Source organism: Pseudomonas sp. CF161, from assembly GCF_000416215.1.
Classification (GTDB): domain Bacteria; phylum Pseudomonadota; class Gammaproteobacteria; order Pseudomonadales; family Pseudomonadaceae; genus Aquipseudomonas.
The window spans coordinates 1-26947 of record NZ_ATLP01000033.1; the positions used below are offsets into that span (position 1 = coordinate 1).

Here is a 26947-nt window from a genome sequence, read left to right on the forward strand (position 1 = left end):
CTGAGGCGCTGGCGCAGGCTGGCACCGGTCTGGCGCAAGGCCTTGAGCCGGTAGTGCCAGGCGTCGACACAGCCCTGGGGCCCTGGCAGCCAATAGCGGCGGGGGGTGGGTGGTGTCGCTCAGGCCATAGCGGCTGCCGTGCGGACCGTCGATGCGCTGCAACAGCGCCATGCTCCAGAGCAGTTCGAGCCAGTGCCCGGTGTTGTCCGGCGCCAGTTGCAGGCGCGCAGCCAGGGTCGGCACGTCGAGGGGTTGCTCCAGGGCACTGAACAGGTCCAGCTCCAGGGCCAGGGTCAGGGCGTCGGCCTGGACCGCAGCGCCGGCCAGTTGCCAATAGGCCTGCAGCGGGTGGCTGTGGTTGAAATCAATAATGTTCACGGTCTGGATTCCCTTATTTACAAGTCGAATGTCAGGCGCAATCCCAACTCCCGAGGTGGGCTGTAGACGTCCACGAAACCGTTCTGGTAGCCCACGGCGTCGTAGCGTTTGTTGGCCAGGTTGTTGACGTAGGCGCTGACCTCGAAGCGCTCGAAGCTGCGCCCCAGGTCCAGGTCGATCAGGCCGTAGCCGGCCCGGCGGTTGCTGTTGGCTGCGTCGAGGTAGGTGCGGCTCACAGCACTCAGGTTGAGCTGGGTGTACCAGCGGCTCTCGGCGTCGTAACGCAGCCCGAGGTTGCCGGTCAGGTCCGGGGCAAAGGGGTTGTGATTGTCGGAATAGTCGCTGGCACCGTCGGTGAAACTGTCGAAGCGGGTGCGGTTGAGGGCCAGTGCGCCCAGGACTTTCCAGCCGCTGCCCAGCAGGTAGTCGGCCTGCAATTCCAGGCCACTGGAGCGCGCCGACGCGGCGTTGGCGATGTACACCACGCCCGGGGTGAGCATCTGCTGCACCTGCATGTCGTCGATGCTCATGGTGTACAGGGCCACCGAGTACTGCAGGCGGCGGTCGAGGGCCCCGCCCTTGAGGCCGATCTCCCAGGAGCGAACCTTTTCCGGGGCGTAGGCCGGGTAGTTGGCGGCCGGGCTGAAGGTGTTGAAACCGCCGGCGCGGAAACCGTCGGCGACGCTGGCATAGACGAACGCGTCATCCATCCATTCGTATTGCAGGGCGACCTTGGGCGAGAAGCGCTTCCAGCTGGCGTCGCGGGAATCGCCGCCCTCCGGGGTGAAGCGCACAAAGTCGCGCTCGGCGCGGCCGCCCAGGGTCAAGGTCCAGCGCTCGGCCACCGGAATCATCCAGTGGCTGAACAACGCGGCGCTGTGCCCTTCCAGCTTCGAGCTGTAGGGCAGCAGGCGCATTGGGGTCTTCTGCTCCCCGCCCAGGTCGTGCCGGTCGCGATCGAAATACATGCCCGTGACCCACTGGCTATCGCCCAGGGTGCCTTCCACGGTGAACTGCTGGGACAGGGTATTGAAGTGGTTGTCGCGGCCGATGTGCAGGGAGTCGGCGGGCCGGAAGTCGGTGTCCTGCAAGACCCGGTCGTAGAAGTCGCTGTTGCCGGTCACCGAGCGCAGCTTCAGGCCCGAGGCCAGCTCGGTGCTCAGGTCCAGGGAGATGCTGCGGGCACTGGAGTGATCCCAGCCGCGCACGCCGGAGCTGACCCGGGCCCGGGGGGTGCCGGATGCGCCCCACTGGGCCGCACCGTCGTCATAGTCCTGGCGCGAATAACGCAGGATGGCTTCGGAGCTGTCGTCCGGGGTCCAGCGCAAGGCCATGCGGCCCCCGTGCTTCCTGCGGTCGTCGGCCTCGCCGCCGTGGTAGCGGTCATCGATATAGCCGTCCTGCTCGCTCCAGTTGCCAGTGACCCCGAGGTACAAGCGGTCTTCCACCAGCGGCCCGCTGAGGTCGGCCCGCGCCACGCGCTTGTCGCGGCTGCCCAGCTCAGTGGAAAGCCGGGCGTGCGGGGTGTTGTCCGGGGCGCGGGTATAGATGTTCACCACCCCGGCTTCAGCATTGCGTCCATACAGCGCCGACTGTGGCCCACGCAGTACCTCGACCCGCTCGATCCCCAGCATGTCGTGGTCGAACCCCTGGGCCATGAAGGTCGGCACGCCGTCCACCATCATCAGCGCCGAGGATGAATAAGAGGCGAAGTTGGAGCTGATGCCACGCACCACCGGCGGCTGGATCGCCGACTGGCCGAAGGGCTGGAAACCAAAACCCGGCACCCGCCGCAACAACGCCGGCAGGTCCTGCACATGCTCGCGTTCCAGGGTCTGGCCGTCGAACACACTCATCGCCGCCGGCACCGACTCGGCGCTCTGGGACAAGGCGTTGGCGGTCACGGTGATCGCCGGCAACTCTTCCAGCGCTTGGGCTGGAGCCGCGGCCGCGACCATCAGCGCGGCCCACAACGGCGTGCTTTTTCCCCAGGCACAGCGACCGATCCCGGGCTGACTGACATTCATTTGATGCGCTCCAAAATGTGCTCATTGGTTCAATGGCAAAAATGGTAACAGCGGCAAAAAATGATAATCATTCTTATTAATATGCCGTCCGACGAATTTCCTATGGGTTCCGGCGCGGACTATTCCACCCCCCTGAGAATGGTTCTAACGTGTGGCCAATCCCGACGAGACAACTCGAGATCACAGTGATGCTAAAAAGGAATTCGCACCGAGCGGTTGCCCCAGCCCACCGCCCCTGCTGCAGCCCCAAGCCGTTGACCTGGCATGCCTGCACCCGCCGCAGGCGCGCCCTCTATCAATACCTGGCAGATGCCGGAAGACACCCGGCCAACCGTCGCGGCCGGCTGTTCGCCCCACGGCCACTGCAGCCCGCAACCTGCGCCCACGCCAACCTCGCTGTCGGCTCCCCGAGCTTGCGCACGTCCCCTACTCTCCAGGACTTTTGACCGAGATGAAATTCTCCAACTTCTTCAGAAACAGCAACCTCTTCACGCCCCAGACCCCAGGCGCCAGTGCCAGCAGTGGCGGCCAGGGGGCGAGCGAGAAGCACCGCCGCGCGGTGTACCTGAACTTCAACGAATCCCCCTTCGGCCCCATGCCGCCGGCCCTGGAAGCGGCCCGCGACAGCCTGCCGGATTGCGGGCGCTACGGCTTCGCTGCGATCGATCAACTGCACCAGGCCCTGGCGCAGGAACTGGCGGTGCCCCGGGACCACCTGACCCTGCACCCGGGCTCCAACCGGGCCCTGCACTATGCCGCCGCGACCTTTACCGGGCCGGGCAAATCCCTGGTCATGGCCACCCCGGGCTACCCGATCTGCGAGCTGGCCGCGCGGCGCGCCGGGGCCGAGGTGCACAAGGTGGCCCTGGGTAAAAACGGCGCCCACGACCTGCAGCGCATGTGCGCGATCGAAGACGCCGGCCTGATCTACCTGTGCAACCCGAACAACCCCACCGGCACCCTCACGCCCCATAAGGCCATCCTCCAGGCCCTGGCGGAAAAACCCAGGGACGCGGTGTTGCTGGTGGACGAGGCGTACCTGCAATTTTGCGATGAACGCTCGATGCTGCCCTGGATCGAGCAACGCCCCGACCTGATCGTGCTCCGCACCTTTTCCAAGATCTACGGCCTGGCCGGCCTGCGGGTCGGCATGGCGATGGCCCAGCCCCAGACCTTGCAGCGCATCACCACCCTGCCCGCCGACGACGTCTCGATCACCGCGGCCCAGGCCGCCCTGGCCAGCCTCGGCCAGAGCGCTCAGGTGGCACAACGCAAGCTCGAAATCGCCCGGGCCCGGCAGGAAACCATCGACTGGCTGCAATCCCGGGACATTCCCTGCACGGCCTCGCAATCGAGCTGTTTCATGATGAAGGTCGGGGACCGGGCCCCCCAGGTCATTCAGGTCCTCGCGGACCACGGCGTGCACATCGGCCGTGCCTGGCCCGAAGCCCCGGAGTGGGTACGCGTCACCGTGGGCACCCGGGATGAAATGGACGTCTTCAAGTCCGTCATGAGCCAAACCGTGTGCGCCAACTTCCACGGTTTCTTCTATCCGATTTAAACCACCGGCGGGCATGGGCACCTCGAGGGGCCGACCCGGGCTTGGCCACTAGAAGACTGCAACGGCGCTACAACCTTCAACGGCAGTACAACCTTCAACGCCTGCATCACCTGCTGATCGAGGTGCGGGCTTCGTTCATCCAGAATTTCATTCAAGACAGGAACAACCATGCAACTTCCCCCCCTGGTAGAGGCTGACGCCACATTGAGCGCCAGTGAAATAAGCCGTTATAGCCGGCATCTGTTATTGCCCGAAATCGGCCTGCAAGGGCAACAACGCTTGAAGCACAGCCGGGTCCTGGTGATTGGTGCCGGCGGGCTGGGTTCGCCCACGCTGTTGTACCTGGCGGCGGCCGGCGTCGGCACCCTGGGCATCATCGACTTTGATGTGGTGGACGAGTCCAACCTGCAGCGGCAAGTGATTCATCGCCTCGCGGAAGTCGGCCAACTCAAGACCGAAAGTGCCAAGCGCACCCTGCAGGCGCTGAACCCCCATATCCAGATCAACCTGCACCAGCAACGCCTGGACAACGACAACGCCGTGGCGCTGTTTGCAGACTATGACCTGATGCTCGACGGCACCGATAACTTCGCCACCCGCTACCTGGTCAACGACGCTTGCGTGTTGGCGGGCAAGCCCTATGTCTGGGGCTCGATCTACCGCTTCGAAGGCCAGGCCTCGGTGTTCTGGGAACAGGCACCCGGCGGCGGGATCAACTACCGCGACCTGTACCCCGAACCACCGCCGATGCACCTGGCGCCATCCTGTTCCGAAGGCGGCGTGCTCGGGGTGCTCTGCGCCTCCATCGGGGCAATCATGGCCACCGAGGCCATCAAGCTGATCACCGGCATCGGCACCCCGCTGCTGGGGCGCCTGGCGGTGTATGACGCCCTGGAAATGAGCTACCGCTTCCTGCCCTTGCGCCCGTCGCTCAAGCGCCAGCCGATCACCGCGCTGCAGGACTACCAGCAACTGTGCGGCCTGGGCAGCGTGCCCAGCCTGGATGCCCACGCCCTGCAAGCCCTGCGCCTGGGCGGGCAGCCGCTGCAGGTGATCGATGTCCGGGAAAAGAACGAATGGGACATCCTGCACATCCCCCAGGCGCAGCTCATGCCGATGCAGCAGGTGCTCAGCGGCGCGCATAACGCGCAGCTCTCGCGGGACGCCGAGATCGTCGTCTATTGCAAGGCCGGCAGCCGCTCCAGGACGGTGGTCCAGGCCCTGACCGAGCAAGGCTTCGACAACGTGCGCAACCTCGAAGGCGGGGTCCTGGCCTGGGCCGCGGCCTATGCGCCGACGCTGCCGGCCTATTGATCGCACCCCCGACCCCGACCCTGATGAGTAGCCCTTTATGTTGCTGCTGAGCCACGACATCGTCAGCGCCATTTTCGACCAGGCGCGCCAGGCGCACCCCATCGAATGCTGCGGAATCATCGCCGCAGCCGTCGGCAGCGAGCGCGCCACGCGGCTGATCCCGATGGTCAACCGTGCCCGTTCCGAGGTGTATTTCGAGTTCGACCCGCGCCAGCAACTCCAGGTCTGGCGCGAGATGGACGCCCGGGATGAAGAACCCCGGGTGTTCTACCACTCCCACACCGCATCGCGGGCCTTCCCCAGCGCCACCGACATCGCGTTCGCCACCGACGCCAACGCCCATTACCTGATTGTCAGCACGGCGGATTACGACCCGCCGCTGCGCAGCTTTCGCATTGTCCAGGACTGTGTCAGCGAAGAGGACGTGCGTATCGATGCGCGGCCCGCACCTGCACTGAACCTGCCCGATTAACCCCCTACGGAGTGCCACCCCATGAAGATCATTGTTCCCACCCTGATGCGCCACCTGACCGCCAACCAGAAAACCGTGGAGGCCCAGGGGCAAACGGTCAGGCACGTGATCGACGCGCTCGAGCAGCAGTACCCGGGCCTTGCGGCTCGCCTGATCGACGGCGGCGAGGTTCATAAATTCATCAATATCTATGTCAACGACGATGACATCCGCTTCTTGCAGAGCCTCGACAGCGCCGTGACGCAGCAGGACCAGATCACCATCCTGCCTGCCGTCGCCGGTGGCTGCTTTTAACGCCCCGAGCGAGGAATGACCGATGTGCCCTTGCCCCTATATGCACTCCGCACCACCCCAACAATGGCATGACGCCCAACTGGATTTCGCCGAGAGCATGAGTTACGGCGATTACCTGGGGCTGGATAAGGTGCTGGATGCACAAGCGCCACGCTCCCAGCAACACAATGAAATGCTGTTCATCATCCAGCACCAGGCATCGGAACTCTGGATGAAGCTGCTGTTGCATGAGCTGCGTCACGCCCGCCAGTTGATCGACCAGGGCCAACTGGGGGGCAGTCACCGGGTGCTGGCCAGGGTCCTGCGGATCATGGAGCAGATGGTCAGCTCCTGGTCGATCCTGGCGACCCTGAGCCCCATGGAGTTCATCAGTTTTCGCTCGGACCTGGGGCAAGCCTCGGGCTTCCAGTCCTACCAGTACCGCGAGATCGAGTTCATGTTCGGCAACAAGAACCGCGCCATGCTCCTGCCGCATCAGCACACGCCGCAGATCGCCCGCAACCTCGAACGCTGCCTGCACAGCCCTTCCCTGTACGACGCGATCATCCAGCAGATGGCCCGCCAGGGCTTGCCCATTGCCGCCCTGCGCCTGGACGCCGACCCCAGCGAACCGACCCGCAGCGATGCGTCGGTGGAGGCCGCCTGGGTCCAGGTCTACCAACAACCGGAGCGCTACTGGGACCTGTACCAGTTGGGAGAAAAGCTCATGGACATCGAGGACGCGTTTCGCCAATGGCGCTTTCGCCACGTCACCGTGGTCGAGCGGGTGATCGGCTTCAAGAAAGGCACCGGCGGCACGGAAGGCGTCGAGTACCTGCGCAAGATGCTCGGCACCGTGCTGTTCCCTGAACTCTGGAGCCTGCGCTCAAGCCTTTAGCCGACGCCTTATCAAGCCCGCTGCCGCTGCGAACCGGGCACCACCCCAAGAGAATTCGCCATGACCGCTACAGACAATGTTCGTCAAGTCACCATCATCGGCGCCGGCCTGGCCGGAGCCCTTATCGCCCGCCTGCTGGCCCGTCAGGGCTGGCGTGTCAGCCTGTTCGAACAGCGCCCCGATCCGCGCATCGAAACCGGGACCCGCGGCCGCTCCATCAACCTGGCCCTGGCCGAACGCGGCGCCCATGCCTTGCGCCTGGCCGGGCTCGAACCCGAGGTGCTGGCCGAAGCGGTGATGATGCGCGGGCGCATGGTGCACGTCCCCGGCACGGCCCCCAGCCTGCAACCGTACGGACGCGATGACAGCGAGGTGATCTGGTCGATCAACCGTGATCGTCTGAACCAGATTCTGCTCGACGGCGCCGAAGCGGCCGGGGCGAAAATCCATTTCAACCTGGGGCTCCACAGCGTCGACTTCCCGCGCCAGCGCCTGACCTTCAGCAACGCCTCGGGGGCTCACCTGGGCAGCCGCTTCCAGTTGCTGATCGGCGCCGACGGCTGCAACTCGGCGGTGCGCCAGGCCATGGCCGAGGTCGTCGACCTGGGCCCGCAACTGGAAACCCAGCCCCACGGCTACAAGGAATTGCAGATCACCCCCCAGGCCAGCGCGCACTTCGGCCTGGAGCCCAACGCCCTGCACATCTGGCCTTGCGGCGACTACATGTGCATCGCCCTGCCGAACCTGGACCGCAGCTTCACCGTCACCCTGTTCCTGCACCATCAGAGCCCGGCAACCCAACCCGCCAGCCCCTGCTTCGCCCAACTGGTCGATGGACACGCCGCCCGGGCCTTTTTCGACCGCGAGTTTCCCGGGCTGTCGCCGATGCTGGGCAGCCTGGAACAGGACTTCGACAATCACCCCACCGGCAAGCTCGCGACCCTGCGCCTCGACACCTGGCATGTCGGTGGCCAGGCCGTGCTGCTGGGGGATGCCGCCCACCCCATGGTGCCGTTCCACGGCCAGGGCATGAACTGCGCCCTGGAAGATGCGGTGGCCCTGGCCGAGCAGTTGCAACAGCCCGGCGATACCGCCAGCGCCCTTGCGGCATTCACCGCGCAACGCCAGCCCGACGCCCTGGCGATCCAGGCCATGGCCCTGGAGAACTACGTGGAAATGAGCAGCAAGGTGGCCAGCGCCAGTTACCTGCTGGAGCGCGAACTGGGAAAAATCATGGCCCAGCGCCAACCCACGCGTTTCATCCCGCGCTACAGCATGGTCACCTTCAGCCGCCTGCCCTATGCCCAGGCCCTGGCTCGCGGGCAGATCCAGGAGCAGCTGCTGAAATTCGCCGTGGCCAACCACACCGACCTGACCTCGATCAACCTGGATGCCGTGGAGCACGAAGTGACCCGCTGCCTGCCGCCCCTGAGCGACCTGGCCCAGGGCCGCCGTTGCTGACTGTGAAGGAACCTGCCACGTGCCCGCACGCAAACTGTTCGACATCAGCCCACCGATCTGCAGCACCCTCGCCACCTGGCCGGGGGACACCCGCTACCACCAGGAAGCCGTCTGGGTGCTGGATCAGCAGTGCCCGGTGAACGTCGGCAAAATCACCCTCTCGCCCCACACCGGGGCCCATGCCGATGCCCCGCTGCACTACAGCAGCAGCGGCGCCGCCATTGGCGCGGTGCCCCTTGAGCCCTACCTGGGAACCTGCCGGGTGATCCATTGCTTCGACAGCGGCGCCCTGGTCCAGCCGGAGCAGGTGGCGCCGCACCTGGCCGGGGCGCCGGAACGCATCCTGCTGCGCACTTATCGCCGCAGCGACCCTTGCATCTGGGACCCGGACTCCAGCGCAATCGCCGTGGCCACCCTGCACTTGCTGGCGCGGCACGGAGTGCGGCTGGTGGGCATCGACACGCCCTCGGTGGACCCGCAACAATCCAAGACTCTGGACGCACACCACGCTATCGAGCGCCATGGCATGGCCATCCTCGAAGGGCTGGTGCTGGATGAGGTGCCGGCCGGGGACTACGAACTGATCGCCCTGCCCCTCAAGTTCATGGCCCTGGACGCAAGCCCGGTGCGGGCGGTGTTGCGCAGCCTGCCGGAGGTACGGCCGGGGTTACCGGAGGAGTAATCGAAGTAAGGTCGGGCAGGCTCTCAGCGATCTCAATCGATGCTTGAGCGATTACCACCGGTGGTCATGACGGATTCCAATCATTTAACAGGACTATGACGCGCGATTCCTGCATTTACAGGTTTCGCCCGCCCTGTTTATGCGGCCCTTATGCATGGGTCAGCCTTTAGCATAGGGCGTGTCAAATTCCCCCTAGCGATGCCGGAGTCTTGTTTATGCCCACTCTCGATTTGCCGTTCATCCGCAGCCATTTCCCGGCCTTTGCCGAGCCCTCGCTCGAAGGCCAGGCATTTTTTGATAACGCTGGCGGCTCCTATGCCTGTCAGGAAGTCATTGATCGCCTCAATCGTTTTTACCGTCAGAACAAGATGCAACCCTACGGTGTGCACCCCGCCTCTCGCCGGGGTGGCGAGGAGATGGACCGTGCTCATCGCGAAATGGCCAGCTACCTCAACGTCGCCCCCGAGGAGGTGCACCTGGGCCCCTCCACCTCACAGAACCTCTATGTGCTGGCAGAGGCCTTTGCCAATCGGCTCGAAGCGGGCGATGAACTGATCGTCACCAACCAGGACCACGAGGCCAACAATGGCGTGTGGCGACGGTTGGCCAAGCGCGGCATCGTCATCAAGGAATGGCAGGTCAACGCGACCACCGGCTCCCTGGATACAGCGGCCCTTGTAGAACTGCTGACCCCACGCACCAAGGTGGTGGCCTTCACCCACTGTTCAAACATCCTGGGTGAGATCAACCCGGTCCGCGAGATCTGCGAAATCGTCCATGGGGCCGGCGCCGTAGCCGTTGTCGACGGTGTCTCTTATGCCGGCCATGGCTTGCCGGATGTGGCCGAGCTCGGCGCGGATATCTACCTGTTCTCGCTGTACAAGACCTTTGGCCCGCACCTGGGCGCGATGGTCATTCGCCGGCCGCTGATGGATTTTCTCGGCAACCAGGCGCACTACTTCAACGCTGCCCACCTGGCCAAGTGGTTTGTCCCGGCCGGCCCTGACCATGCCCAGGTCGCCGCGGTCAACGGCGTCACGGCCTATTTTGACAGCGTGCACGCTCACCATTTTCCCGAGGCCGACAACAGCCAGCGCGCTGCAAACCTCAGGGGGCTGTTCAAGCAGGCCGAAGTCGGGCTGCTGAGCCCACTGCTGGCGTTCTGTGCCAAGGATCCGCGGATGCGGCTACTGGGCCCCACCGACGCCCAGAAAAAAGCCGCGACCGTATCACTGCAAACCATGAATGCCACGCCTCGCGACGTCTGCGAGCGCCTTGCCGGCAAGGGCATCATCGCGGGCGCTGGCCATTTCTATGCCGTGCGCCTGCTGGAAGCGCTCGGGATCAATCCCGAGGAAGGCGTACTCCGTCTTTCATGTGTTCACTACACCTCCCCGGAGGACGTGCAACAACTGATACGGGCGCTGGACGAGTCGCTCTAAGCTCACCGCCACCACGCATGGGTACCGCCGCGCCCGGGCCCATGCGGACTTCACGAGCGATCACCGACCAGCTCATCCAGGCAGATAAATGACTGCGTGCTGCTGATATCAGGGTGGCTGCTCAGCTCATCGACCAGAATCCGGGTGAAGTCGGCCATGCGCGGCGCCACCACGCGCAGCATGAAATCGACATCCCCGGTGATGCCTGTCGCCAGGCGCACCCACGGTCGGTTCTGCAGCAACAGGGCAACACGCTCGCGGGCGCCTGGCTGGTTTCGCTGCAAGGTCACCAGCACCCAGGCGTTGACATCGTTGCCGAGCTTGTTTTCATCAATGTCCGCTGAATAACCACGGATCACGCCTTCGTCTTCGAGCCTTTTCACCCGTCGCTGACACTGAGACGGTGACAGCCCCACCTGGGTGGAGAGTTGCTGATGGCTGATTCGACCCTCCTTGCGCAGCACAGTGATTATTCGTGTATCCATCCGATCAAGCTTGAAATCAGTCATGCAAGGTCACCAGAGCGCAGGATTCCCGCGCAGGAAATCATGGCGGTCACAGCAATGCAAACCTCTTGCGCGGTAGCAGAGACATCACCCAAACCTCCACTGACCAAAACCGCGACCCATGATGCAAAAACGCCCAATGCAAGGCATCGGGCGTTGGTTGCGCAGCATGGCGGCCAGGCGTGCTTTGGTCTGTGGTTAATGCTGCAGGATTTTCGACAGGAAGCTGCGCGCCCGATCCGAGCGTGGCGCACCGAAGAACTCTTCGGACTTCACGTCCTCGATGATTTCTCCGCCGTCCATAAACACGATGCGATCAGCCACTTTGCGCGCGAAGCCCATTTCGTGGGTGACGCACATCATGGTCATGCCTTCACTTGCCAGCTGAACCATGACGTCCAGCACTTCATTGACCATCTCCGGGTCGAGGGCCGAGGTTGGTTCGTCGAAGAGCATCGCGATCGGGTCCATGGCCAGGGCACGAGCGATGGCTACCCGCTGCTGCTGACCGCCGGACAACTGGATCGGGTACTTGTGGGCGTGGCTCTTGAGGCCGACGCGATCCAGCAATTGCATGCCTTTTTCGGTGGCCGTGTCGCGGTCGCGGCCCAGGACCTTGATCTGCGCCAGGTTGAGGTTTTCGATGATGCTCAGGTGCGGAAACAGCTCGAAATGCTGGAACACCATGCCCACCCGAGCACGCAGCTTGGGCAGGTCGACCCCTTTGCCGGTGACGGGCTGGTTATCGATGAAAATCTCGCCCTTCTGCACCGGCTCCAGGCCATTGACGCATTTGATCAACGTGCTCTTGCCCGAACCGGAAGGTCCGCACACCACCATCACCTCACCCCGCGAGAGCTGGGTGGTGCAGTTGTTCAGAACCTGAAAGTTGCCATACCACTTGCTCAGGTTTTTCATCTGGATCATGCGGTTCTCCCTATATTTCTTTTCAGGCGCTTGGTCAGGCTGGACAGCAGATAGCAGATCACCAGGTAGACCAGGGCCACGAACAGGTACAGCTCTACCAGGCGCCCGTCACGCTGGGCGAACTTGCTCGCAGCACCGGTGAAGTCGGCGATGGAAAGCACGTACACCAGTGAGGTGTCCTGGAACAGAATGATGGTCTGGGTCAGCAGCAACGGCGTCATGCGCCGCATCGCCTGGGGCAGGATCACGTAGAACATGGATTGTGCCGGGCGCATGCCCAGGGCCGCTGCGGCCTGTCTCTGGCCGCCACTGACGCTCTGGATGCCGCCGCGAATGATCTCGCTGTAGTACGCCGCCTCGAACATGCAGAACGTCACGAAGGCGGTGACCACCGGACCGATCTGCACCGGCCTCTCGGTGCCGAAGGCCATTTGCAGCAGCAGCGGCATCAGAAAGTAGAACCAGAAAATCACCAGCACCAACGGAATGCTGCGCATCACCGTCACATAGCCCAGGGCAAACCCGCGCATGACGCGGTTCTGCGAGAGTCGCATCAGCGCCAGCAAGGTGCCGGCCAGGATACCGACGGACATCGCCACCAGCGTCAGCAGCAGGGTGAACTTCAGGCCATTCCACAGCGCCGGCATAGCCCGCACGATTACGCTTGGATCGAGTTCAAACATAACTACCTCGTCGCGCCGCGAAGGGTCAGGGAGCGTTCGATATGACCCATGACAAAGGTCACCAGCAACGAAATGACCACGTAGATCAAGGTTGCGGCGGTGAACGCCTCAAAGGTATTGAACGAGTATTCGCTGACGTTTCGCGCCTGGGCGGTCAATTCCATCAAGCCAATGGTCAGGGCCACCGATGAATTTTTCAGGGTGTTCAGCGCCTCGGACGTCAGCGGTGGGAACACCACGCGCAATGCCTGGGGCAACAGTACCTGCAGGTACATCTGGCTCGGACGCAGGCCCAGCGCCAACGCCGCGCCGCGCTGCCCGGCGGCAACCGATTCGATGCCAGCCTTGAACAGCTCCGACAGCTTGGCCGAGGTAAAGAGGGTCAGCGCCACGACCGCGCTGAAGAACGAGGGATAGGGCAAGTCCTGCTTGAGATAGTCCCCCATCGACACCGGCAACAGCTCGGGGATCACGAAGAAGCAGATGAACATCTGCACCAGCAAGGGGATATTGCGGAACACTTCGGTGTAGAGGTTACCCAGCCACACCAGCGGTCGAAGGCTGCTGGTACGCAGGGTGCCAACCAGGCCACCGATCAGAAAGGCCAGGATGAATGCGACGAGGGTTGTCGCCAGAGTCCAGCTGGTGCCCGTGACCAGCCAATGCAGATAGGAAGACGATTCTCCGGGCGCATAGTCCCAGAACACGCTCCAATTCCAGTTGTAATCCATGAAACACCAACCTTTGAGAGAAAGCGGAACTCAGCATTCGCAGAGGCCGGCAGGTCGAGGAACGGGACGTATGCACAGGCGCAGCCGTTTGCTGGCTCGCGAAGCACCTTCCATTGCAACGTGCATCCACACCGCACGCGTCATCCTTGACGTTCATGACCAGCACACTAGCGACTCACAGATCCGTGTTCACTCGACCCACAGGGTGGCATCAGACGCCAGTATCGTTCGGGTGGGCGATGGCTTCTTTCAGCGCGTCGCTCATGGGCAGGTTGATCACAGCGTTCTTCGGCGGAATCGGCTGCTGGAACCATTTCGGGTATTGGGTATCGATCACGCCGCTGCTGTAGAGGTTGCGCAATACGTCGTCAGCGAAGGTCTTGAACTGCGGGTCGTTCTTGCGGATGCCGATGGCGTAGGGTTCAGCGGACATGGGTTCGGCCAGCAAGGTGTAGGCATCCGGGCTGCGGCTTTGCGCAATGGTCGCCATCAACTGCACATCGTCGTTGATGTAGGCCACGGCACGGCCGGTCTCGAGCATCAGGAAGGCTTCACCGCCATCTTTGGCGTTGAGGATCTTCAAGCCCAGTTGCTGTTCGCGGTCGATTTTCTTGGTGATCCACTCACCGCTGCCACCGGTGATCACCACCACCGACTTGCCCTTGAGATCAGCAATGCTGTTGATGCCCGAGGTTTTCTTGACCGCGTACTTGGCGCTGGCGACGTAGCTGGTGAGCAGGAAGCCGATCTGTTTCTGGCGCTCCACCGTGTTGGTGGTAACGCCGCATTCCAGGTCGATGGTGCCGTTGATCAGCAACGGTGTACGGGTGGCTGCGACCACCGAGACGTACTCGGTCTTCAAGCCGGGCTCGCCGACCTTGACCTTGATCTGATCAACGATCTTCTGGCACAGCTCGATGCTGTAGCCGATAGGCTGCTGGGCATCGTTGAGGTAGGAAAACGGAAGCGATGCATCGCGATAGCCAAGGGTGACAGTGCCCGACTCCTTGATCTTCTTCAGGGTCCCGGTGAGGTCGTCTGCCTGGGCAGCGCCGGCGCTGAGGCAGGCAGTCACGACGAGGGCAAGCAGCTGTTTCTTTTTATCGAGCATGGGGATCTCCGACTATTGTTTTGGCAGCTTTGGCACAGCAAAAGAGCGAGGGCTTCAGCGCAGGGCTGCGAGCGCCTCGCGGATACGAACGAGCGCTTTTTGTAGGTTTTCGCGAGACGTGGCGAACGACAGCCGGAAGTAACCCGGCAGCCCGAACGCCAGGCCCGGAACGACCGCCACACCGGCGTGATTGAGCAGGTAGGCCGACAACTCGACGTCATCGCTGATCACTTGACCGTCAGGCGCGGTGCGCCCCAACAACTGGCTGCACTCGGGGAAGGCATAAAAAGCCCCCGCCGGCGCGCTCAGGCGCAAGCCCGCGCATTGGCTCAGGCCCTCGACCAGCAAGCGGCCGCGCTCGGCGTACTCGGCGGCGCAACTTTTCACGAATGCCTGCGGCCCCTCGAGTGCGGCGCGCGAGGCTTCCTGGGAAATCGCGCTGGCGCCCGACGTGCTCTGGGACTGGATCTTGCTGATTGCCGCGATAAGCGCCTTGGGGCCGGCGGCATAACCGATACGCCAGCCGGTCATGGCATAGGCCTTGGCCACGCCATTGATCAACAGCGTGCGCTCACGCAGCTGGGGACAGGCGTTGCCGAAGGAGACAAACGGCTGGTCGGCGAGCAATACGTGTTCGTAGATTTCGTCGGACATCACCAGCACGTTGGGGAAGTCTTCGAGCACCTTGCCCAGTGCCTGCAGTTCAGCCTGGGAGTAAATGGCACCACTCGGATTAGACGGTGAATTGAGAATCAGCCAGCGGCTTTTCTCGGTCAGGGCGGCTTGCAGCGCCTCGGCGGTCAGCTTGAAACCGACCTCGATGCCACAGGCGATCACTCGCGGGCTGCCACCGTTGAGGGTGACGATGTCGGAATAGGAAACCCAGTACGGCGCGGGGATGATCACCTCATCACCGGCTTCCAGGGTCGCCATGAAGGTATTGAAAATCACCTGCTTGGCGCCGTTGCCGACGGTGATTTCGTCGACGCTGAAACTCAGGCCGTTTTCGCGCTGGAACTTGCCGACAATCGCCTGGCGCAACGCCAAAGTTCCCTGGGGCGCGGTGTAGCGAGTATGCCCGTCACGCATCGCCTGGCTGGCGGCGTCAATGATATGTGCCGGGGTATCAAAGTCCGGCTCGCCGAGGCTCATGTCGACAATGTCGCGACCCTGGCTGGCGAGTTCTTTGGCACGCATGGAGATGATCATGCTGGGAGAGGAAGAGATCTGCTTGACGCGCTGACTTTCAAAACTCATGAAATACCCGCCTTCTTTGGAGGTTTGCTGAAGATCATGGAAGATCCTCCAGCGCCTCACTGCTGTTGTACGATGTAGTATGACATGTGATTTTTTGATTTCGCAATCGGCAAATACAGCTGTTTTCTGCGCGGCGATAAAATTCGTCAAACCTAGCAAACAAGGGCTGTTCAGCCAATTCAGGCGTCAGGGATCGGCATCCGCGCAGTGAAACGCGCTGGATAAATCGACGAAGAGTGCTATGGGGAGGTCAAATTTGCATCAGACATATGATGACTATTGAGCCAGCAGCGCCCTTTCAATAGGTTCCAGACGGCCTGCCGTTGAGACTCAGAGCGTCATGATCGGCCTGAGCAGCGCCTGCCCTTCGTACAGCGCCGACAGGTAGCGCTCGCGAATGGTCTCAAGGGTCATGCGCGAGGCATGAGTGGTCAGGGTCAGCGTGGCCTGCAACTGCCCTTCCCGATCGATCAGCGGCACGCTCAGCACGCGCATGCCCACTTCATATTCCTGATCCACCATCACGTAGCCGCGCTCGCCGGCCAGGGCGATTTCCCGGCGGATCAGGGTTTCGTCGGTCAGCGTGTAGGGGGTAATGGCCCGGGGCGGGTTGCGCTCGAAGTAAGCCGTCAGCGCTTCCGGGGCAAGGCTTGCCAGCCATAGCCGGCCGCTGCCGGTGCAATACATCGGCACCCGTGAACCGGGGCGGATCGACATCGAGGTGATGTGGCTATAGCGGCTGCGCACCACGTGCACAATGTCATCCCCATCACGCACGCCCACCGACACATGCTCCTGGGTGGTCCGCGCCACCTGCTCGACAATCGGGCGCAGCATGCGCGGCAGTACCGCGGAATCGACATAGGCCTGGCCGATGCGCAAGGTTTTGGCGGTCAACCAATAATGGCGGCCATCGGTCTGGGCAAAGTCGTCGTGCACCAAGGTCAGCAAAAAGCGCCGGGCGGCGCTGTGGGTCATCTCGGCCATGCGCGCCACCTCGGGCACGCTCAAGCGCGGATGCTCCTGGGAAAACAGCTGCAACAGGGCCAAGCCCTTTTGCAGGCCGACGATCAGATCCCGCTGGTGGATGGTGGGTTGCTTCATCGGTGCGGTTCCTTGAAAGGCAAATACTGCGATTATCGCAGTGGTGCTGCGATTATCAATCTATTCCCCGGTGCGCTTGATTGTCCGCCCTGTACCCCGCTTGCAGTATTGGCCCCACAACACAGCCAATAAGCGGGATTACCCATGATCCAGGGTTCAACTGAACTGGTCGCCATCGTCGGCTCACCCATCGCCCAGGTGAAGTCGCCGGAAAACTTCAATCGCTGGTTCGCCGACCAGCAGCAGAACGTCGCAATGATCGCCATCGACCTGGCGCCAACCGCCCTGGATGATTTCGTCCAGACCCTGCGCGGCTGGCACAACCTGCGTGGATGCGTGGTGACCGTGCCTTACAAACAGCAGTTGGCCGGGAGCCTGGACAGCGTCAGTGAACGCTCGACGGCGCTGCGCTCGGTCAATGTGATCCGGCGTGAGGCCGACGGCCGACTGGTGGGCGATATCGTCGACGGCGAGGGCTTTCTCAACGCCGCGCGCAAGCATGGGTTCAACCCCGAGGACAAACAGGCTCTGGTGATCGGCACGGGCGGCGTGGGCAGCGCCATTGCTTACGCACTGTGCCAGGCCGGGGTCAGCCGCCTGGTCATCAGCGACATCAGCCACGAACGCGTCGAGGCACTCGGCACGCTGTTGCGCAGTGCCTTCCCGGCTATCGCGATCAGCGCCCGCCCGGCCTCGCTCGAGCCCTTCGACCTGGTGGTCAACGCCTCGCCGGTGGGCATGGGGGCCGCCAGCGATGAGGGCCCGATGCCGTTGCCCGACGCCCTGATGGCAACCCTGAAACCAACCACCCTGGTGGCCGATGTCGTGACCTCACCGGCAGTCACGCCCTTTCTCGCCTTGGCCCGACGCCTCGGCTGCCCGATCCAGACCGGAGCGGAAATGGCCCTGGCGCAATTGGGCAACCTGGGGCACTTCATGGGCGTGACGCCGCTGGAAATCTGACCCTCCGGCAACGTCCTCAAACAGGTGACAAGCATGAACACTACGACTTCCCTGGCCTCGGCCGATGCCGGCCAGACCTATGACGTGATTGTCCTGGGCAGCGGCGCCGCCGGTTTCGCCGCGGCGGTGACGGCCAGTTGCCGCGGGCTCAAGGTCCTGCTGGTGGAAAAGACCGAAGCCTTCGGCGGCACCTCGGCGATTTCCGGTGGCGCGGTGTGGCTGCACGATACCGATCAGGCCCGGGCCGCCGGGCAGCACCTGGCCGCCGAGCAGATGCGCGAGTACCTGAAAGCGGTGATCGGCGATGGCTACAACCCGCCCTTGATCGACGCGTTCATCGAGCACGGTCGTGAAGCCCTGCGCTTCCTGGAAGCCCACAGCGAACTCAAATACAGCCTGCGCCCGCTGTCGCCCGACTATTACCCGGACTTGCCCGGTGGCACCCTCACCGGCCGGGCGCTGGAAATCGACGAGTACGACGGGCGACGCCTCGGCGAGCATTTCAAGGACCTGAAGCGACCGCCGGACGGCATGCTGCTGTTCGGCGGCATGATGGTCAATCGTGTCGACATCCAGCACTTCCTCAGCATCAAGCGTTCGCCCAAATCCTTCTGGCACTGCCTGAAACTGCTGAGCCGCTACGCCGTCGACCGCCTCAGCCATCCCCGCGGCACGCGCCTGACCGTGGGCAACGCCTTGATCGCGCGCCTGGCCACCACGGCCCTGGCCAATGGCGTCGAGCTGTGGCTGCAGGCGACACCCGAGGCCTTGATCGTCGAGCATGGCCGGGTCCGCGGGGTGCAGATTTCCCGAGGCGCCGTCACCCGTCCGGTATTCGCTCGTGGCGGTGTGGTGCTGGCCATGGGCGGCTTTGCGGCAGGCGCCCACGCGGCGCAACAGCGGCCAGACACCGGCTCGGAGCACTGGAGCATGTCACCGCCCGCCAACGTCGGTGATGGGCAACGCCTGGCGGCGTCGATCAACGCCGCCGTCGGCGATCACCTGTCGGCGAATTTCTTCTGGGCCCCGGTCTCGGTCCTGCACAAGGCCGACGGCAGCGTGGAGCGCTTTCCCCATCTGGTCACCGACCGCGCCAAACCCGGGGTGATCGCGGTCAATCGTGCCGGACGGCGCTTCGTCAATGAATCCGATTCCTACCACCGTTTCGTCGAAGGGATGTTCGCCCAGGGCGGCGCCAATGCGCCGTGCTGGCTGATCTGTGACAGCGAAGCCCTGAACAACTACGGCCTGGGCCTGGCGCGACCGAGCCCGGTCGACAACGGCGCGCTGATCAAGGCCGGCTACCTGTTGCGCGCCAACAGCCTAGCCGAACTGGCGCTTGCCGCCGGCATCGACGCCGCGTCGCTGGAGCAGACCCTGGCGCAGTACAACGCCGATGCCGAACAAGGCGTCGACCACCTGTTCGGCAAGGGCAGCACGGCCTACAACCGCTACATGGGCGACCCGCTGCACCGGCCCAACCCCTGCCTGAAAGCGCTGCGCAAGGCGCCGTTCTACGCCGTGCGCCTGTTTACCGGCGACCTGGGCTCCGCCCGCGGCCTGGTCACCAATGGCCAGGCCAACGTGCTGGATCGCAGCCATGCGCCGATCCCCGGGCTCTACGCCGCCGGCAACGAAATGAACTCGATCATGGACGGCACCTACCCTGGCCCGGGCATCACCCTGGGCCCCGGTCTTACCTTCGGCTACCTCGCCGCCAGCGATATCGCGCGCCGGCTCAACCGCACCGCATCACCATCCCCCACTGGAGAACAGCATGTACTACGAACTGCGCACCTACACCCTTAACCCGACAAAGCTCGGCGACTGGCTGGCCCTGTACAAAAGCAACGCCCTGGCGGTGCAGCAGGAACACCTGGGCAACCTCGTCGGCTTCTTCACCACCGAAATCGGCGAAGTCAATCAAGTGGTGCACATCTGGGGTTATGCCAGCCTTGACGAACGCATCAGCCGTCGCAATGCCATGGCTGCCGACCCGCGCTGGCAGGAATTCGCGCGGCTGAACAAGGAGCTGAACGCCGTGGTGAGCCTGGAATCACGCCTGCTGCGCCCTACCGACTTCTCTCCACTCAACTAACCCCGTCGCCGTGTTGCGCCGCTTCCAATCGGCAGCGGCCAACCTCATCGTCCTTATCGCGGTAATCCCTATGTCCATCAGCGCCCCCCTGTTTTGTGATGTTCTGGTCGTCGGCTCCGGCGCCTCTGGCCTGGCCACGGCCGTCACCGCGGCGCAACTGGGCCTCGACGTCCTGCTGGTGGAGAAGGAGCCGCAGTTCGGCGGCACCAGTGCCTGGTCGGGCGGTTGGCTGTGGATTCCACGCAACCCCCTGGCCATCGCCGAGGGTATCGTCGAGGACCTGGAGCAGGCGCGGATTTACCTGCGGCATGAACTGCGCAGCGCAGTGCTCGACCCTCGGGTGGAGACGTTTCTCGAACAGGGCCCGAAAATGGTCGAGTTTTTTCAACGCCATACCGAGGTGCAGTTTTTCTCCGGCAGCAAAATGCCTGATTTTCATGCCAGCCAAGGCTGCGCAGCAGGTGGCCGCTCGGTCTGTGCCCAGCCCTTCGACGGGCGCCGTCTCGGGCCCTGGATCAACCGCCTGCGCCGCCCCCTCGACCTGATCAGCCTGGCCGGCATGGGCATCGCCGGCGGTGCCGACCTCAATCATTTGCTCAATGCCCGCCAGTCGCCGTCCTCATTGCTCTACGCCAGCAAACGCCTGCTGCGCCACGCCCGCGACCTGCTGCGCCATGGTCGCGGCATGCACCTGGTCAACGGCAATGCACTGGTGGCCCGCCTGCTCAAAAGCGCACTGGATCGCAAGGTGCGCCTGCTGGCTGATACGCCGGTGCGGGAACTGTTGCGTGACGGCGAGCGCGTGGTCGGGGCGCACGTCGAATCCGCCGGGCGCCGGGTCGAGATCCGCGCCCGGCGTGGCGTGGTGCTCGCCTGCGGGGGCTTTCCTCACGACCCACAGCGCATCGCGCGCCTGTTCCAGCATGCCGTCAATGGCGGCGAGCATTTGAGCGCGGCCCCCAAGGGCAATACTGGCGATGGCCTGCGCCTGGGCGAACGCGTCGGGGCCTGCGTGGTGTCCGACCTGGCCCATGCCGCCGCCTGGGCGCCGGTGTCGAAAGTGCCCCGCGAAGACGGCGGCTTCAGTGGTTTTGCGCACCTGATGGAACGCGCCAAACCGGGGTTTATCGCCGTGCGCCAGGATGGCCGGCGCTTCGTCAACGAGGCCGACTCCTACCACGACTACATGTGCGCCCTGTTTGCCGCCACGGGGCCGGGAGAAACCCCGCTCTCCTGGCTGATCTGCGACCACCGCGCCCAACGCCGCTACGGCCTGGGCTGGTCCAGGCCCTTTCCATTTCCGACCGCGCGCTACGTGCGCGCAGGCTACCTGTTCAAGGCCCAGACCCTGGCCGAACTGGCCCGCCAATGCGGCATCGATGCCCGGCAACTGCAAGCCACCGTCAGCGCCTTCAACCTCGGCGCGGCCCAGGGGCATGACCCGCTCTTCCAGCGTGGCGAGTCGCTGTACAACCAGGCCCAGGGCGAAGTCCTGCACGGGCCAAACCCGTCCCTGGGCGGCCTGTGCACAGCACCGTTCTACGCCGTGAAGCTGGTGCCCGGCAGCCTCGGCACCTTCGCCGGCCTGAACACCGACGCCAGCGCCCGCGCCCTGGACGCACACGGCGCGCCGATTCCGGGGCTGTTTGCCGTGGGCAACGACATGAACAGCATCATGAACGGCCACTACCCCAGCGGTGGCATCACCCTCGGCCCAGGCATGACCTTTGGCTACATCGCCGCGCAAACGCTTGCCGGCCACCCCCTTGAGCAAGCGTCAACCAGCCAACCTGCGCCTTAGTCAGGGTGAAAAACGCCAGCGCGGAAAACAACCTCCGGGAGCCCGTGATGAGCCAGACCCCGCAAAAGAGCATCCCTTCACGCCTGGCCTGCCGTTATCCCGAGGTGCAACAGGCACTGGACACCGGCCTGCCCGGCAGAAATCGGCAGGTGGCCACTCGAATCGTGTTGTGGGCAGCCAGCGAAGCCGGCCTCAACCGGGCAGAGCTGGTCATTGCGCTGGCGAAAAAAGACCCCGCGCTGTTCGACGAACTCTGCGCGGATATGGAAGAGCAGCAATTCAGATTGTTCGAGCGCGGAGACCAGAGGCACCTGGGGTTTTTCAACAAGGCACGGGTCTACAGCGCAAGCGCCTGGTTGGCCCGTGACGTCCCCCATGAAGCGATCTATGAGTCCATGTTTGCGACGGACAGCGCACTGCCGATGGCTGATTTTTTCTGAACCCTGAACGCGCTGCCCCAGGCCCACCGGGCCTTTCGCGCGGCTCCCGACCCAAGCGGCTCCCCCATAAAGCGCGATGACGTTTATTGCCCACAGGACTATGCTAAGGCGCCATCCGCCCGGCTGGCCTGACTTGCAAGGAATGCATCATGGAGTTCGTGGTTCATAGCTATTGCCTCAAAGGCGCGCGCCAGGAGCCTTTGCTGCCCTCCGTCAGCCTGACACCGAGCTCGTCGACCTTGACGGTCGCCGAGCTCATTCGCCTGACCGTGGCCCAACAGATCGCCGCGCTGTCGGTCCAGCACTGGCTGCAACACCTGTCGGCGCGTGAAGTGCTCGACCGCCAATACCTCAGCGAGCGCGACGTTCTTCAGCAGGCCCGTCAAGGCGCGGTGGCCATGCCTCAGGCCAGCGCGCCTCCGGAGCTGGATGTCGGGTTTGAGGTCGAGCGAGCCTTGAAGGGGTTTGAAACCCGCGCGTTCCGCGTTCTGCACAACGGCGTCATGCTGCAAAGCCTCGATGAATCCATCGAACTGAGTCCCCCTTCCACCCTCGCGTTTATCCGCCTGGTGCCGCTGATTGGCGGTTGACCCTCGTCGCTCATTTCTTTGGATCCCCTCATGCCATCACGCCGTCCTCTGCCGGAACAAGCCACACGCCTCGCTGCGCTGCGAACCTTCTGTGATAGAGCGCTGGATGCCTATCGCGAGCCCGGCACCGATGAAGAATCCGAGATCGATAGCTGGGAAGACCTCGACCTTCTGCGCATAGCCGATGACTGGGTCAGGCAGCATCCCGAGGATGGGCCCAAGGCACTGGTGGATGGTTTTGTATTCCCCACTGTTTGGGACGATCTGCAAGACCACCGCGATCAACGACGTTATGGCCTGCAATATCAACTCTGCGATGCGTGGATCACTGCTCACCCGGATGCCTACACGATGCAGCAGATCTGCGCGCGACTGCAGCACATGCTGCAATTTGCCTTCGAGGACAGTGACTATCCAATGCCCACTGACGAAGATGGCCCCGCTTATTACCGAAGAAGCCCCGACCAGGCCTGGGCCTTCCCGGACGTGCAAGCCTGCATCAATCGCCTGAGCAATTACCCGTCCACCCCGGCCTGGCAGAGCTTCGCCGAATGGTTGCTGGACGGCAGCTGGAACCGCACCCAGCCCTCTTCAGCGCCTGATGGAGAACAACGCACCGTCGCCGACCCGTATCACTACCTGCACCGGGATATCAAATGCATCGCTCTGGGCCTGCTGGCAGCGGGCCGCCTCGATTACCCTCGCTTCGTGCGGGCGGTCGAGACCTGGGGCCGCGCCATGATGTTCTGCTCAGACGCCGTCGGATTGGGCAGCGATGATGTGGAGCTGACTCGGTACACCGATGAAGCGTTCGACGAGGACAATGCAGATGACGAGGCCCCGCAAGAGCAAGACCTCGATGACGAGTCGTCGCAAAGCGATGAGCCCGACACAGAAGAACCCGCCGCAGTGCCTCCTGAACTGGCCAACTTCACCGCGCGTTATATCGAGAACGCCCTGGCCGGGCTACCCGACAACGCCGAGCGGCTGGCTGACACCCTGGGTTCGGTCGAGGTCTATCACAGCCGCTGGTTGCTGCTGGCCCTGGCGGTTGTCGAACGGCTGGGCATGACCCCCGATGGCTTCTTCGACCGCTTCGGCGATACGGCCGCTGTGCTCGAACGCTTCCTATTGCTTCAGGAATTGCCCAGGGAGCAATCGCCTGAGCTGCTCGCGGCGCTGAGGGGTTTTTCAAGAAATACCCTGCTGACCGCCCTGCCCTACGCCGGACACGCCAGCCGAGTGGTGCTCGACGCGCTCGGCTGGAGCGACCTGCAGGCCTTCCAGCGTGAATACCTGAACATTGCCCTGGCCCCTCAGTCCGGCTGGGGCAGCGACCTGCCCAATACCCTGGATGAAACCGTGGGCGTGGTGGACCGCTACCTGCTGGACAAGGCCCTGGCCGAGGCCGACCCGGAGCACTTGCGCCAGTACCTGGCGGCACTCAAACCCTCGCATTGGGCGTTTCCCGAGACGCGCGTGCTGCTCGATGCCTACCAGGGCCGCGGTCGACCGGCGCTGGAAAAGAAGCTGACCCGCCACGCCCAGGCGGCAATGCGCATCTATGGCCTGCTGCCTGTCACCGATGCGGACGACGTACGCCAGCGTTACCTGACACTGAAAAAACTGCACAAGGAGGTGCGTAAATACGGCGCTGAGCGTCAGGCCAACTCCCACGCCGCCGTGCAGGCCGGGCTGGAAAACCTGGCGCGGGTCGCCGGCTACCCCTCGGCGATGCGCCTGGAATGGGCCATGGAATCGCAGATCGCCGAATCCGCCCTGACCGCCGCCACCATCGATGGCTACGAGGTCACGCTCGTCATCGACGGTTTGTCACCCACCTTGCACATTCGCAAAGCCGGTAAGACGCTCAAAACCGCACCGCCGGCCATTCGCAAGCACGCGGATTTCGTCGCCCTCAAGGCCCAGCAGACCCAGCTCAAGGACCAGATCGCACGCTTCTGCCGCACCCTGGAAGCCATGATGAGCAGCGGCGAAACCCTGGCCCTGGACGAGCTGAAGCCACTGTTGAACATGCCCGCGGTGCGCCTGCTGCTGGAGCAACTGATCGTGCAGGTCGACGACGCTGCCCTGGGCTGGCTCGACAGCGCCACGCTGACGGTGACTGACCTTGAAGGCCGCCAGCACACCGCGGCAAAAACCCTGCGGATTGCTCACCCCTTTCATCTGTTTAGCGCAGGGCAACTCTCGGCCTGGCAGAAAGACGTGGTGAGCCATCGCCGCGTGCAACCGTTCAAACAGGCCTTTCGCGAGCTGTACCTGCTGACCCCTGCCGAGAAAGACAGCAGCCTGTGGTCCAACCGATTTGCCGGCCACCGCCTGAAAAGCAACGTCGCCGCGCGGTTGCTGCAGGCCCGCAACTGGTCGACCTCAAGCGTCGAGGACATCTATTACGAGAGCAAAGAGCACGGGATTTACGCCCTGTTCAACTTTCTGGAAACCGGCCATTACCTCTCGGAAACAGAGCACTTTATCTTCGACACGATTGCGTTCTACCGCGACCAGAAAGCCATCCCCCTTGAGCACGTACCGCCGCTGCTGTTCTCCGAAGTCATGCGTGACGCCGACCTACTGGTCTCCGTGGCCCACGCCGCAGACGGCTACAGCACCAGCAACGAAACCCTGCAACGACGCGCCGAACTGGTCGGCGAGTTGATCCAAGGGCTGGGCTTGCGAAACGTTGAATGTGCCGGGCACTTTCTGCACATTACCGGCCAGCGTGCGAACTACCGCATTCATCTGGGCAGTGCCGTCATCCATATCGAACCCGGCAACTACCTGTGCATCGTGCCCGCGAGCAGCAACGTCACCGAGTTCTACCTGCCGTTCGCCGACACCGACAAGATAATGGCCGAGGTGCTGAGCAAGATGTTTCTGTTGCTGGACGACATGAACATCACCGACAGCCTGATACTGGAGCAGATACAGCACGGCGGCTGACGGGGCTTGATGCAGGACGTGAAGCCCTGGATTCCATATCGTTGCTTATCGCCGCTGTGCCCCTGGCGTTTTTGGCAATCCCCGTGGCCATTTCGGTGTCATTTGGCGTGACGCAATGACTTGGGGGTGCACCCGTAATACTTTTCGAAGGCACTGCTGAAGCTCGAAAGGTGTTGAAACCCGACCTTGTACGCCACCGTGGACACGTACATGCCTGACTCCAGAAGCTCCCTGGCTTTCGCCATGCGGATATCCGTCAGCATGCGGTAAGGACTGGTGCCAAACACCTGGCGAAACCCCTGCTTGAGCTTGAATTCATTGGTGCTCAGCGCAGCGCATAAATAGCCCACGGTTAATTGCCGGTCGAACTGACTGATCAGGATATCCCGCGCTCTCAGCATCAAATCCTGGTCCTTTGAGCGGACCCTGTCCTCTACGGACGTTGGCGCGGGCGCCAGCGGTCGGATCTGCTCCGACAACAGCCCGAGCGCGGCAATGTGGATATCGAGCAGACCTCCAACCTGGTCGTGCAAATGGACCAATGAATTGGCCAGCCTTTGTGTGGCCGCGCCGTGCCTGCCGCAGAATAAACGGCTGGCCGACAGCGCCTTGACGCCGCCCTCGAGCAAGTATTCCAACCCGTACCGCTGCAGCAGCGGCGCCTTGGCCACCAGGCGCAACTGGCGGATCGCCTGTTTGGCCGGATAACACCGCTCTCCGCGCAAGTTGCCGTAGGTGGCGACGGTGCTGTGGCCTCCGATGAAATCGTAACGCTGCCCGTCCATGCCGGTGCTGCTCGACTGTCCCGACAGCGCGATCGCCACCGTCAGGGCACGCTCCCCTTCAAACGACCCACTCTCCACCAGGTCAACGTTCGGGTTGAACTGGGAGTAGGTCACTGCCAGGCCATCCTCGAATGTCAGAGAGTCAGTGAAGCAGGTGCCCAGGCTTTCGGGTAACTGGGATCGCTGCCAAGGCGTTTGCCCCAGGCGAGAAGGTGCAGCCCTATCCGTGGAGGAAAATCGATAGCTCATGCTCATCATTCCTTGTGTTGCGCTGCCCCAATGACGGGATATCTGCGAAATGCCAAACAGATAATCCGGACCGCCTAAACCTGTAAAAAGATCTATTCGCATTGGGATTCTATAGTGGCCCGACCTTAATTAGCGCCTCTTTCGGCCCTGGCCACCCCATGAATGATCTCCCTGACACGGTGCTTGGCTCTGTTGTCGTAGTGCCGCCCTTGTTTGCTGCCGGCAACCTGCCG

General features: G+C 63.2%; 24 protein-coding genes and 1 pseudogene. 15 read left to right on the forward strand and 10 right to left on the reverse strand.

Going from position 1 to position 26947, the window contains the following annotated elements; all coding sequences use genetic code 11:
- Both CF161_RS02845 and CF161_RS02850 read right to left on the reverse strand, forming a co-directional pair.
- Positions 1-378: pseudogene (locus tag CF161_RS02845) on the reverse strand (hypothetical protein); the annotation flags it as partial.
- Positions 379-395: 17 nt separating this feature from the next.
- On the reverse strand, positions 396-2405 hold the full coding sequence (locus CF161_RS02850) for a TonB-dependent receptor (RefSeq protein ID WP_020295046.1): 2010 nt from the start codon (positions 2403-2405) through the stop codon (positions 396-398).
- Positions 2406-2856: 451 nt separating this feature from the next.
- On the opposite strand from CF161_RS02850, the gene CF161_RS02855 reads away from it, so the two are divergent.
- The 8 genes from CF161_RS02855 to CF161_RS02890 all read left to right on the forward strand — a co-directional run bounded on the left by CF161_RS02855 (position 2857) and on the right by CF161_RS02890 (position 10508).
- Complete coding sequence (locus CF161_RS02855; protein WP_020295047.1) at positions 2857-3966, forward strand: aminotransferase class I/II-fold pyridoxal phosphate-dependent enzyme; 1110 nt, start codon at positions 2857-2859, stop codon at positions 3964-3966.
- 168 nt (positions 3967-4134) lie between these two features.
- The gene (gene moeB / locus CF161_RS02860; RefSeq protein ID WP_043228489.1) at positions 4135-5280 is read left to right on the forward strand and encodes a molybdopterin-synthase adenylyltransferase MoeB; all 1146 of its coding nucleotides are present in this window, start codon (positions 4135-4137) and stop codon (positions 5278-5280) included.
- Between the two features lie 37 nt (positions 5281-5317).
- Positions 5318-5752: a Mov34/MPN/PAD-1 family protein gene (locus CF161_RS02865; RefSeq protein WP_020295049.1), complete on the forward strand. Its 435-nt coding sequence runs from the start codon at positions 5318-5320 to the stop codon at positions 5750-5752.
- Between the two features lie 21 nt (positions 5753-5773).
- Positions 5774-6046, forward strand: coding sequence for a MoaD/ThiS family protein (locus CF161_RS02870; RefSeq protein WP_020295050.1), 273 nt, complete (start codon positions 5774-5776; stop codon positions 6044-6046).
- A gap of 22 nt (positions 6047-6068) precedes the next feature.
- The gene (kynA, locus tag CF161_RS02875; protein ID WP_020295051.1) at positions 6069-6923 is read left to right on the forward strand and encodes a tryptophan 2,3-dioxygenase; all 855 of its coding nucleotides are present in this window, start codon (positions 6069-6071) and stop codon (positions 6921-6923) included.
- Positions 6924-6983: 60 nt separating this feature from the next.
- On the forward strand, positions 6984-8384 hold the full coding sequence (locus tag CF161_RS02880) for an NAD(P)/FAD-dependent oxidoreductase (RefSeq protein WP_020295052.1): 1401 nt from the start codon (positions 6984-6986) through the stop codon (positions 8382-8384).
- Between the two features lie 19 nt (positions 8385-8403).
- A complete protein-coding gene (gene kynB / locus CF161_RS02885) occupies positions 8404-9066 on the forward strand; it encodes an arylformamidase (RefSeq protein ID WP_020295053.1) in 663 nt (220 codons plus the stop codon).
- 215 nt (positions 9067-9281) lie between these two features.
- Positions 9282-10508 carry an aminotransferase class V-fold PLP-dependent enzyme gene (locus tag CF161_RS02890; protein ID WP_020295054.1) on the forward strand — a complete coding sequence of 409 codons (1227 nt, stop codon included), beginning with the start codon at positions 9282-9284 and terminating at the stop codon, positions 10506-10508.
- Positions 10509-10558: 50 nt separating this feature from the next.
- Here CF161_RS02890 and CF161_RS02895 read toward each other — a convergent pair whose 3' ends face one another.
- The 7 genes from CF161_RS02895 to CF161_RS02925 form a co-directional block, all read right to left on the reverse strand.
- Positions 10559-11017: an Lrp/AsnC family transcriptional regulator gene (locus CF161_RS02895; protein WP_052027192.1), complete on the reverse strand. Its 459-nt coding sequence runs from the start codon at positions 11015-11017 to the stop codon at positions 10559-10561.
- 195 nt (positions 11018-11212) lie between these two features.
- Positions 11213-11941, reverse strand: a complete 729-nt coding sequence (locus CF161_RS02900; protein WP_020295056.1) for an amino acid ABC transporter ATP-binding protein — start codon at positions 11939-11941, stop codon at positions 11213-11215.
- Entirely contained in the window at positions 11938-12624 is a 687-nt protein-coding gene (locus CF161_RS02905; protein ID WP_020295057.1) for an amino acid ABC transporter permease, read from the reverse strand. Before CF161_RS02905 ends, CF161_RS02900 begins: the two co-directional genes overlap by 4 nt.
- A gap of 2 nt (positions 12625-12626) precedes the next feature.
- Positions 12627-13355 carry an amino acid ABC transporter permease gene (locus CF161_RS02910; protein ID WP_020295058.1) on the reverse strand — a complete coding sequence of 243 codons (729 nt, stop codon included), beginning with the start codon at positions 13353-13355 and terminating at the stop codon, positions 12627-12629.
- Positions 13356-13566: 211 nt separating this feature from the next.
- Positions 13567-14466 (reverse strand): transporter substrate-binding domain-containing protein, encoded by a 900-nt coding sequence (locus tag CF161_RS02915; RefSeq protein WP_020295059.1) that lies wholly within the window; start codon positions 14464-14466, stop codon positions 13567-13569.
- Between the two features lie 54 nt (positions 14467-14520).
- On the reverse strand, positions 14521-15723 hold the full coding sequence (locus CF161_RS02920) for a pyridoxal phosphate-dependent aminotransferase (RefSeq protein ID WP_020295060.1): 1203 nt from the start codon (positions 15721-15723) through the stop codon (positions 14521-14523).
- 330 nt (positions 15724-16053) lie between these two features.
- On the reverse strand, positions 16054-16827 hold the full coding sequence (locus CF161_RS02925) for an IclR family transcriptional regulator C-terminal domain-containing protein (protein WP_020295061.1): 774 nt from the start codon (positions 16825-16827) through the stop codon (positions 16054-16056).
- Positions 16828-16971: 144 nt separating this feature from the next.
- On the opposite strand from CF161_RS02925, the gene CF161_RS02930 reads away from it, so the two are divergent.
- From CF161_RS02930 to CF161_RS02960, 7 genes are all read left to right on the forward strand, one after another.
- Positions 16972-17790, forward strand: coding sequence for a shikimate dehydrogenase (locus CF161_RS02930; RefSeq protein WP_020295062.1), 819 nt, complete (start codon positions 16972-16974; stop codon positions 17788-17790).
- A gap of 33 nt (positions 17791-17823) precedes the next feature.
- A complete protein-coding gene (locus CF161_RS02935; protein ID WP_020295063.1) occupies positions 17824-19599 on the forward strand; it encodes an FAD-dependent oxidoreductase in 1776 nt (591 codons plus the stop codon).
- The gene (locus tag CF161_RS02940) at positions 19568-19888 is read left to right on the forward strand and encodes an NIPSNAP family protein (protein ID WP_020295064.1); all 321 of its coding nucleotides are present in this window, start codon (positions 19568-19570) and stop codon (positions 19886-19888) included. Before CF161_RS02935 ends, CF161_RS02940 begins: the two co-directional genes overlap by 32 nt.
- 70 nt (positions 19889-19958) lie before the next feature.
- On the forward strand, positions 19959-21689 hold the full coding sequence (locus tag CF161_RS02945) for an FAD-dependent oxidoreductase (protein ID WP_020295065.1): 1731 nt from the start codon (positions 19959-19961) through the stop codon (positions 21687-21689).
- Positions 21690-21736: 47 nt separating this feature from the next.
- On the forward strand, positions 21737-22129 hold the full coding sequence (locus tag CF161_RS02950) for a hypothetical protein (RefSeq protein WP_020295066.1): 393 nt from the start codon (positions 21737-21739) through the stop codon (positions 22127-22129).
- Between the two features lie 149 nt (positions 22130-22278).
- Entirely contained in the window at positions 22279-22719 is a 441-nt protein-coding gene (locus CF161_RS02955) for a hypothetical protein (protein ID WP_020295067.1), read from the forward strand.
- A 30-nt stretch (positions 22720-22749) separates the two neighbouring features.
- A complete protein-coding gene (locus CF161_RS02960) occupies positions 22750-25680 on the forward strand; it encodes a DUF4132 domain-containing protein (RefSeq protein WP_043228491.1) in 2931 nt (976 codons plus the stop codon).
- A 98-nt stretch (positions 25681-25778) separates the two neighbouring features.
- On the opposite strand, the gene CF161_RS02965 is transcribed toward CF161_RS02960, so the two are convergent.
- Positions 25779-26714: a helix-turn-helix transcriptional regulator gene (locus tag CF161_RS02965; protein ID WP_020295070.1), complete on the reverse strand. Its 936-nt coding sequence runs from the start codon at positions 26712-26714 to the stop codon at positions 25779-25781.
- Positions 26715-26947 lie beyond the last annotated feature (233 nt).

Excerpts from the sequence above, each read along its gene's own strand:
- CF161_RS02850 (WP_020295046.1), bottom strand. The coding sequence starts at position 2,405 with ATGAATGTCAGTCAGCCCGGGATCGGTCGCTGTGCCTGGGGAAAAAGC.
- CF161_RS02855 (WP_020295047.1), top strand. The coding sequence starts at position 2,857 with ATGAAATTCTCCAACTTCTTCAGAAACAGCAACCTCTTCACGCCCCAG.
- moeB (WP_043228489.1), top strand. The coding sequence starts at position 4,135 with ATGCAACTTCCCCCCCTGGTAGAGGCTGACGCCACATTGAGCGCCAGT.
- CF161_RS02865 (WP_020295049.1), top strand. The coding sequence starts at position 5,318 with ATGTTGCTGCTGAGCCACGACATCGTCAGCGCCATTTTCGACCAGGCG.
- CF161_RS02870 (WP_020295050.1), top strand. The coding sequence starts at position 5,774 with ATGAAGATCATTGTTCCCACCCTGATGCGCCACCTGACCGCCAACCAG.
- kynA (WP_020295051.1), top strand. The coding sequence starts at position 6,069 with ATGTGCCCTTGCCCCTATATGCACTCCGCACCACCCCAACAATGGCAT.
- CF161_RS02880 (WP_020295052.1), top strand. The coding sequence starts at position 6,984 with ATGACCGCTACAGACAATGTTCGTCAAGTCACCATCATCGGCGCCGGC.
- CF161_RS02890 (WP_020295054.1), top strand. The coding sequence starts at position 9,282 with ATGCCCACTCTCGATTTGCCGTTCATCCGCAGCCATTTCCCGGCCTTT.
- CF161_RS02895 (WP_052027192.1), bottom strand. The coding sequence starts at position 11,017 with ATGACTGATTTCAAGCTTGATCGGATGGATACACGAATAATCACTGTG.
- CF161_RS02900 (WP_020295056.1), bottom strand. The coding sequence starts at position 11,941 with ATGATCCAGATGAAAAACCTGAGCAAGTGGTATGGCAACTTTCAGGTT.
- CF161_RS02905 (WP_020295057.1), bottom strand. The coding sequence starts at position 12,624 with ATGTTTGAACTCGATCCAAGCGTAATCGTGCGGGCTATGCCGGCGCTG.
- CF161_RS02910 (WP_020295058.1), bottom strand. The coding sequence starts at position 13,355 with ATGGATTACAACTGGAATTGGAGCGTGTTCTGGGACTATGCGCCCGGA.
- CF161_RS02915 (WP_020295059.1), bottom strand. The coding sequence starts at position 14,466 with ATGCTCGATAAAAAGAAACAGCTGCTTGCCCTCGTCGTGACTGCCTGC.
- CF161_RS02920 (WP_020295060.1), bottom strand. The coding sequence starts at position 15,723 with ATGAGTTTTGAAAGTCAGCGCGTCAAGCAGATCTCTTCCTCTCCCAGC.
- CF161_RS02925 (WP_020295061.1), bottom strand. The coding sequence starts at position 16,827 with ATGAAGCAACCCACCATCCACCAGCGGGATCTGATCGTCGGCCTGCAA.
- CF161_RS02930 (WP_020295062.1), top strand. The coding sequence starts at position 16,972 with ATGATCCAGGGTTCAACTGAACTGGTCGCCATCGTCGGCTCACCCATC.
- CF161_RS02935 (WP_020295063.1), top strand. The coding sequence starts at position 17,824 with ATGAACACTACGACTTCCCTGGCCTCGGCCGATGCCGGCCAGACCTAT.
- CF161_RS02940 (WP_020295064.1), top strand. The coding sequence starts at position 19,568 with ATGTACTACGAACTGCGCACCTACACCCTTAACCCGACAAAGCTCGGC.
- CF161_RS02945 (WP_020295065.1), top strand. The coding sequence starts at position 19,959 with ATGTCCATCAGCGCCCCCCTGTTTTGTGATGTTCTGGTCGTCGGCTCC.
- CF161_RS02950 (WP_020295066.1), top strand. The coding sequence starts at position 21,737 with ATGAGCCAGACCCCGCAAAAGAGCATCCCTTCACGCCTGGCCTGCCGT.
- CF161_RS02955 (WP_020295067.1), top strand. The coding sequence starts at position 22,279 with ATGGAGTTCGTGGTTCATAGCTATTGCCTCAAAGGCGCGCGCCAGGAG.
- CF161_RS02960 (WP_043228491.1), top strand. The coding sequence starts at position 22,750 with ATGCCATCACGCCGTCCTCTGCCGGAACAAGCCACACGCCTCGCTGCG.
- CF161_RS02965 (WP_020295070.1), bottom strand. The coding sequence starts at position 26,714 with ATGAGCTATCGATTTTCCTCCACGGATAGGGCTGCACCTTCTCGCCTG.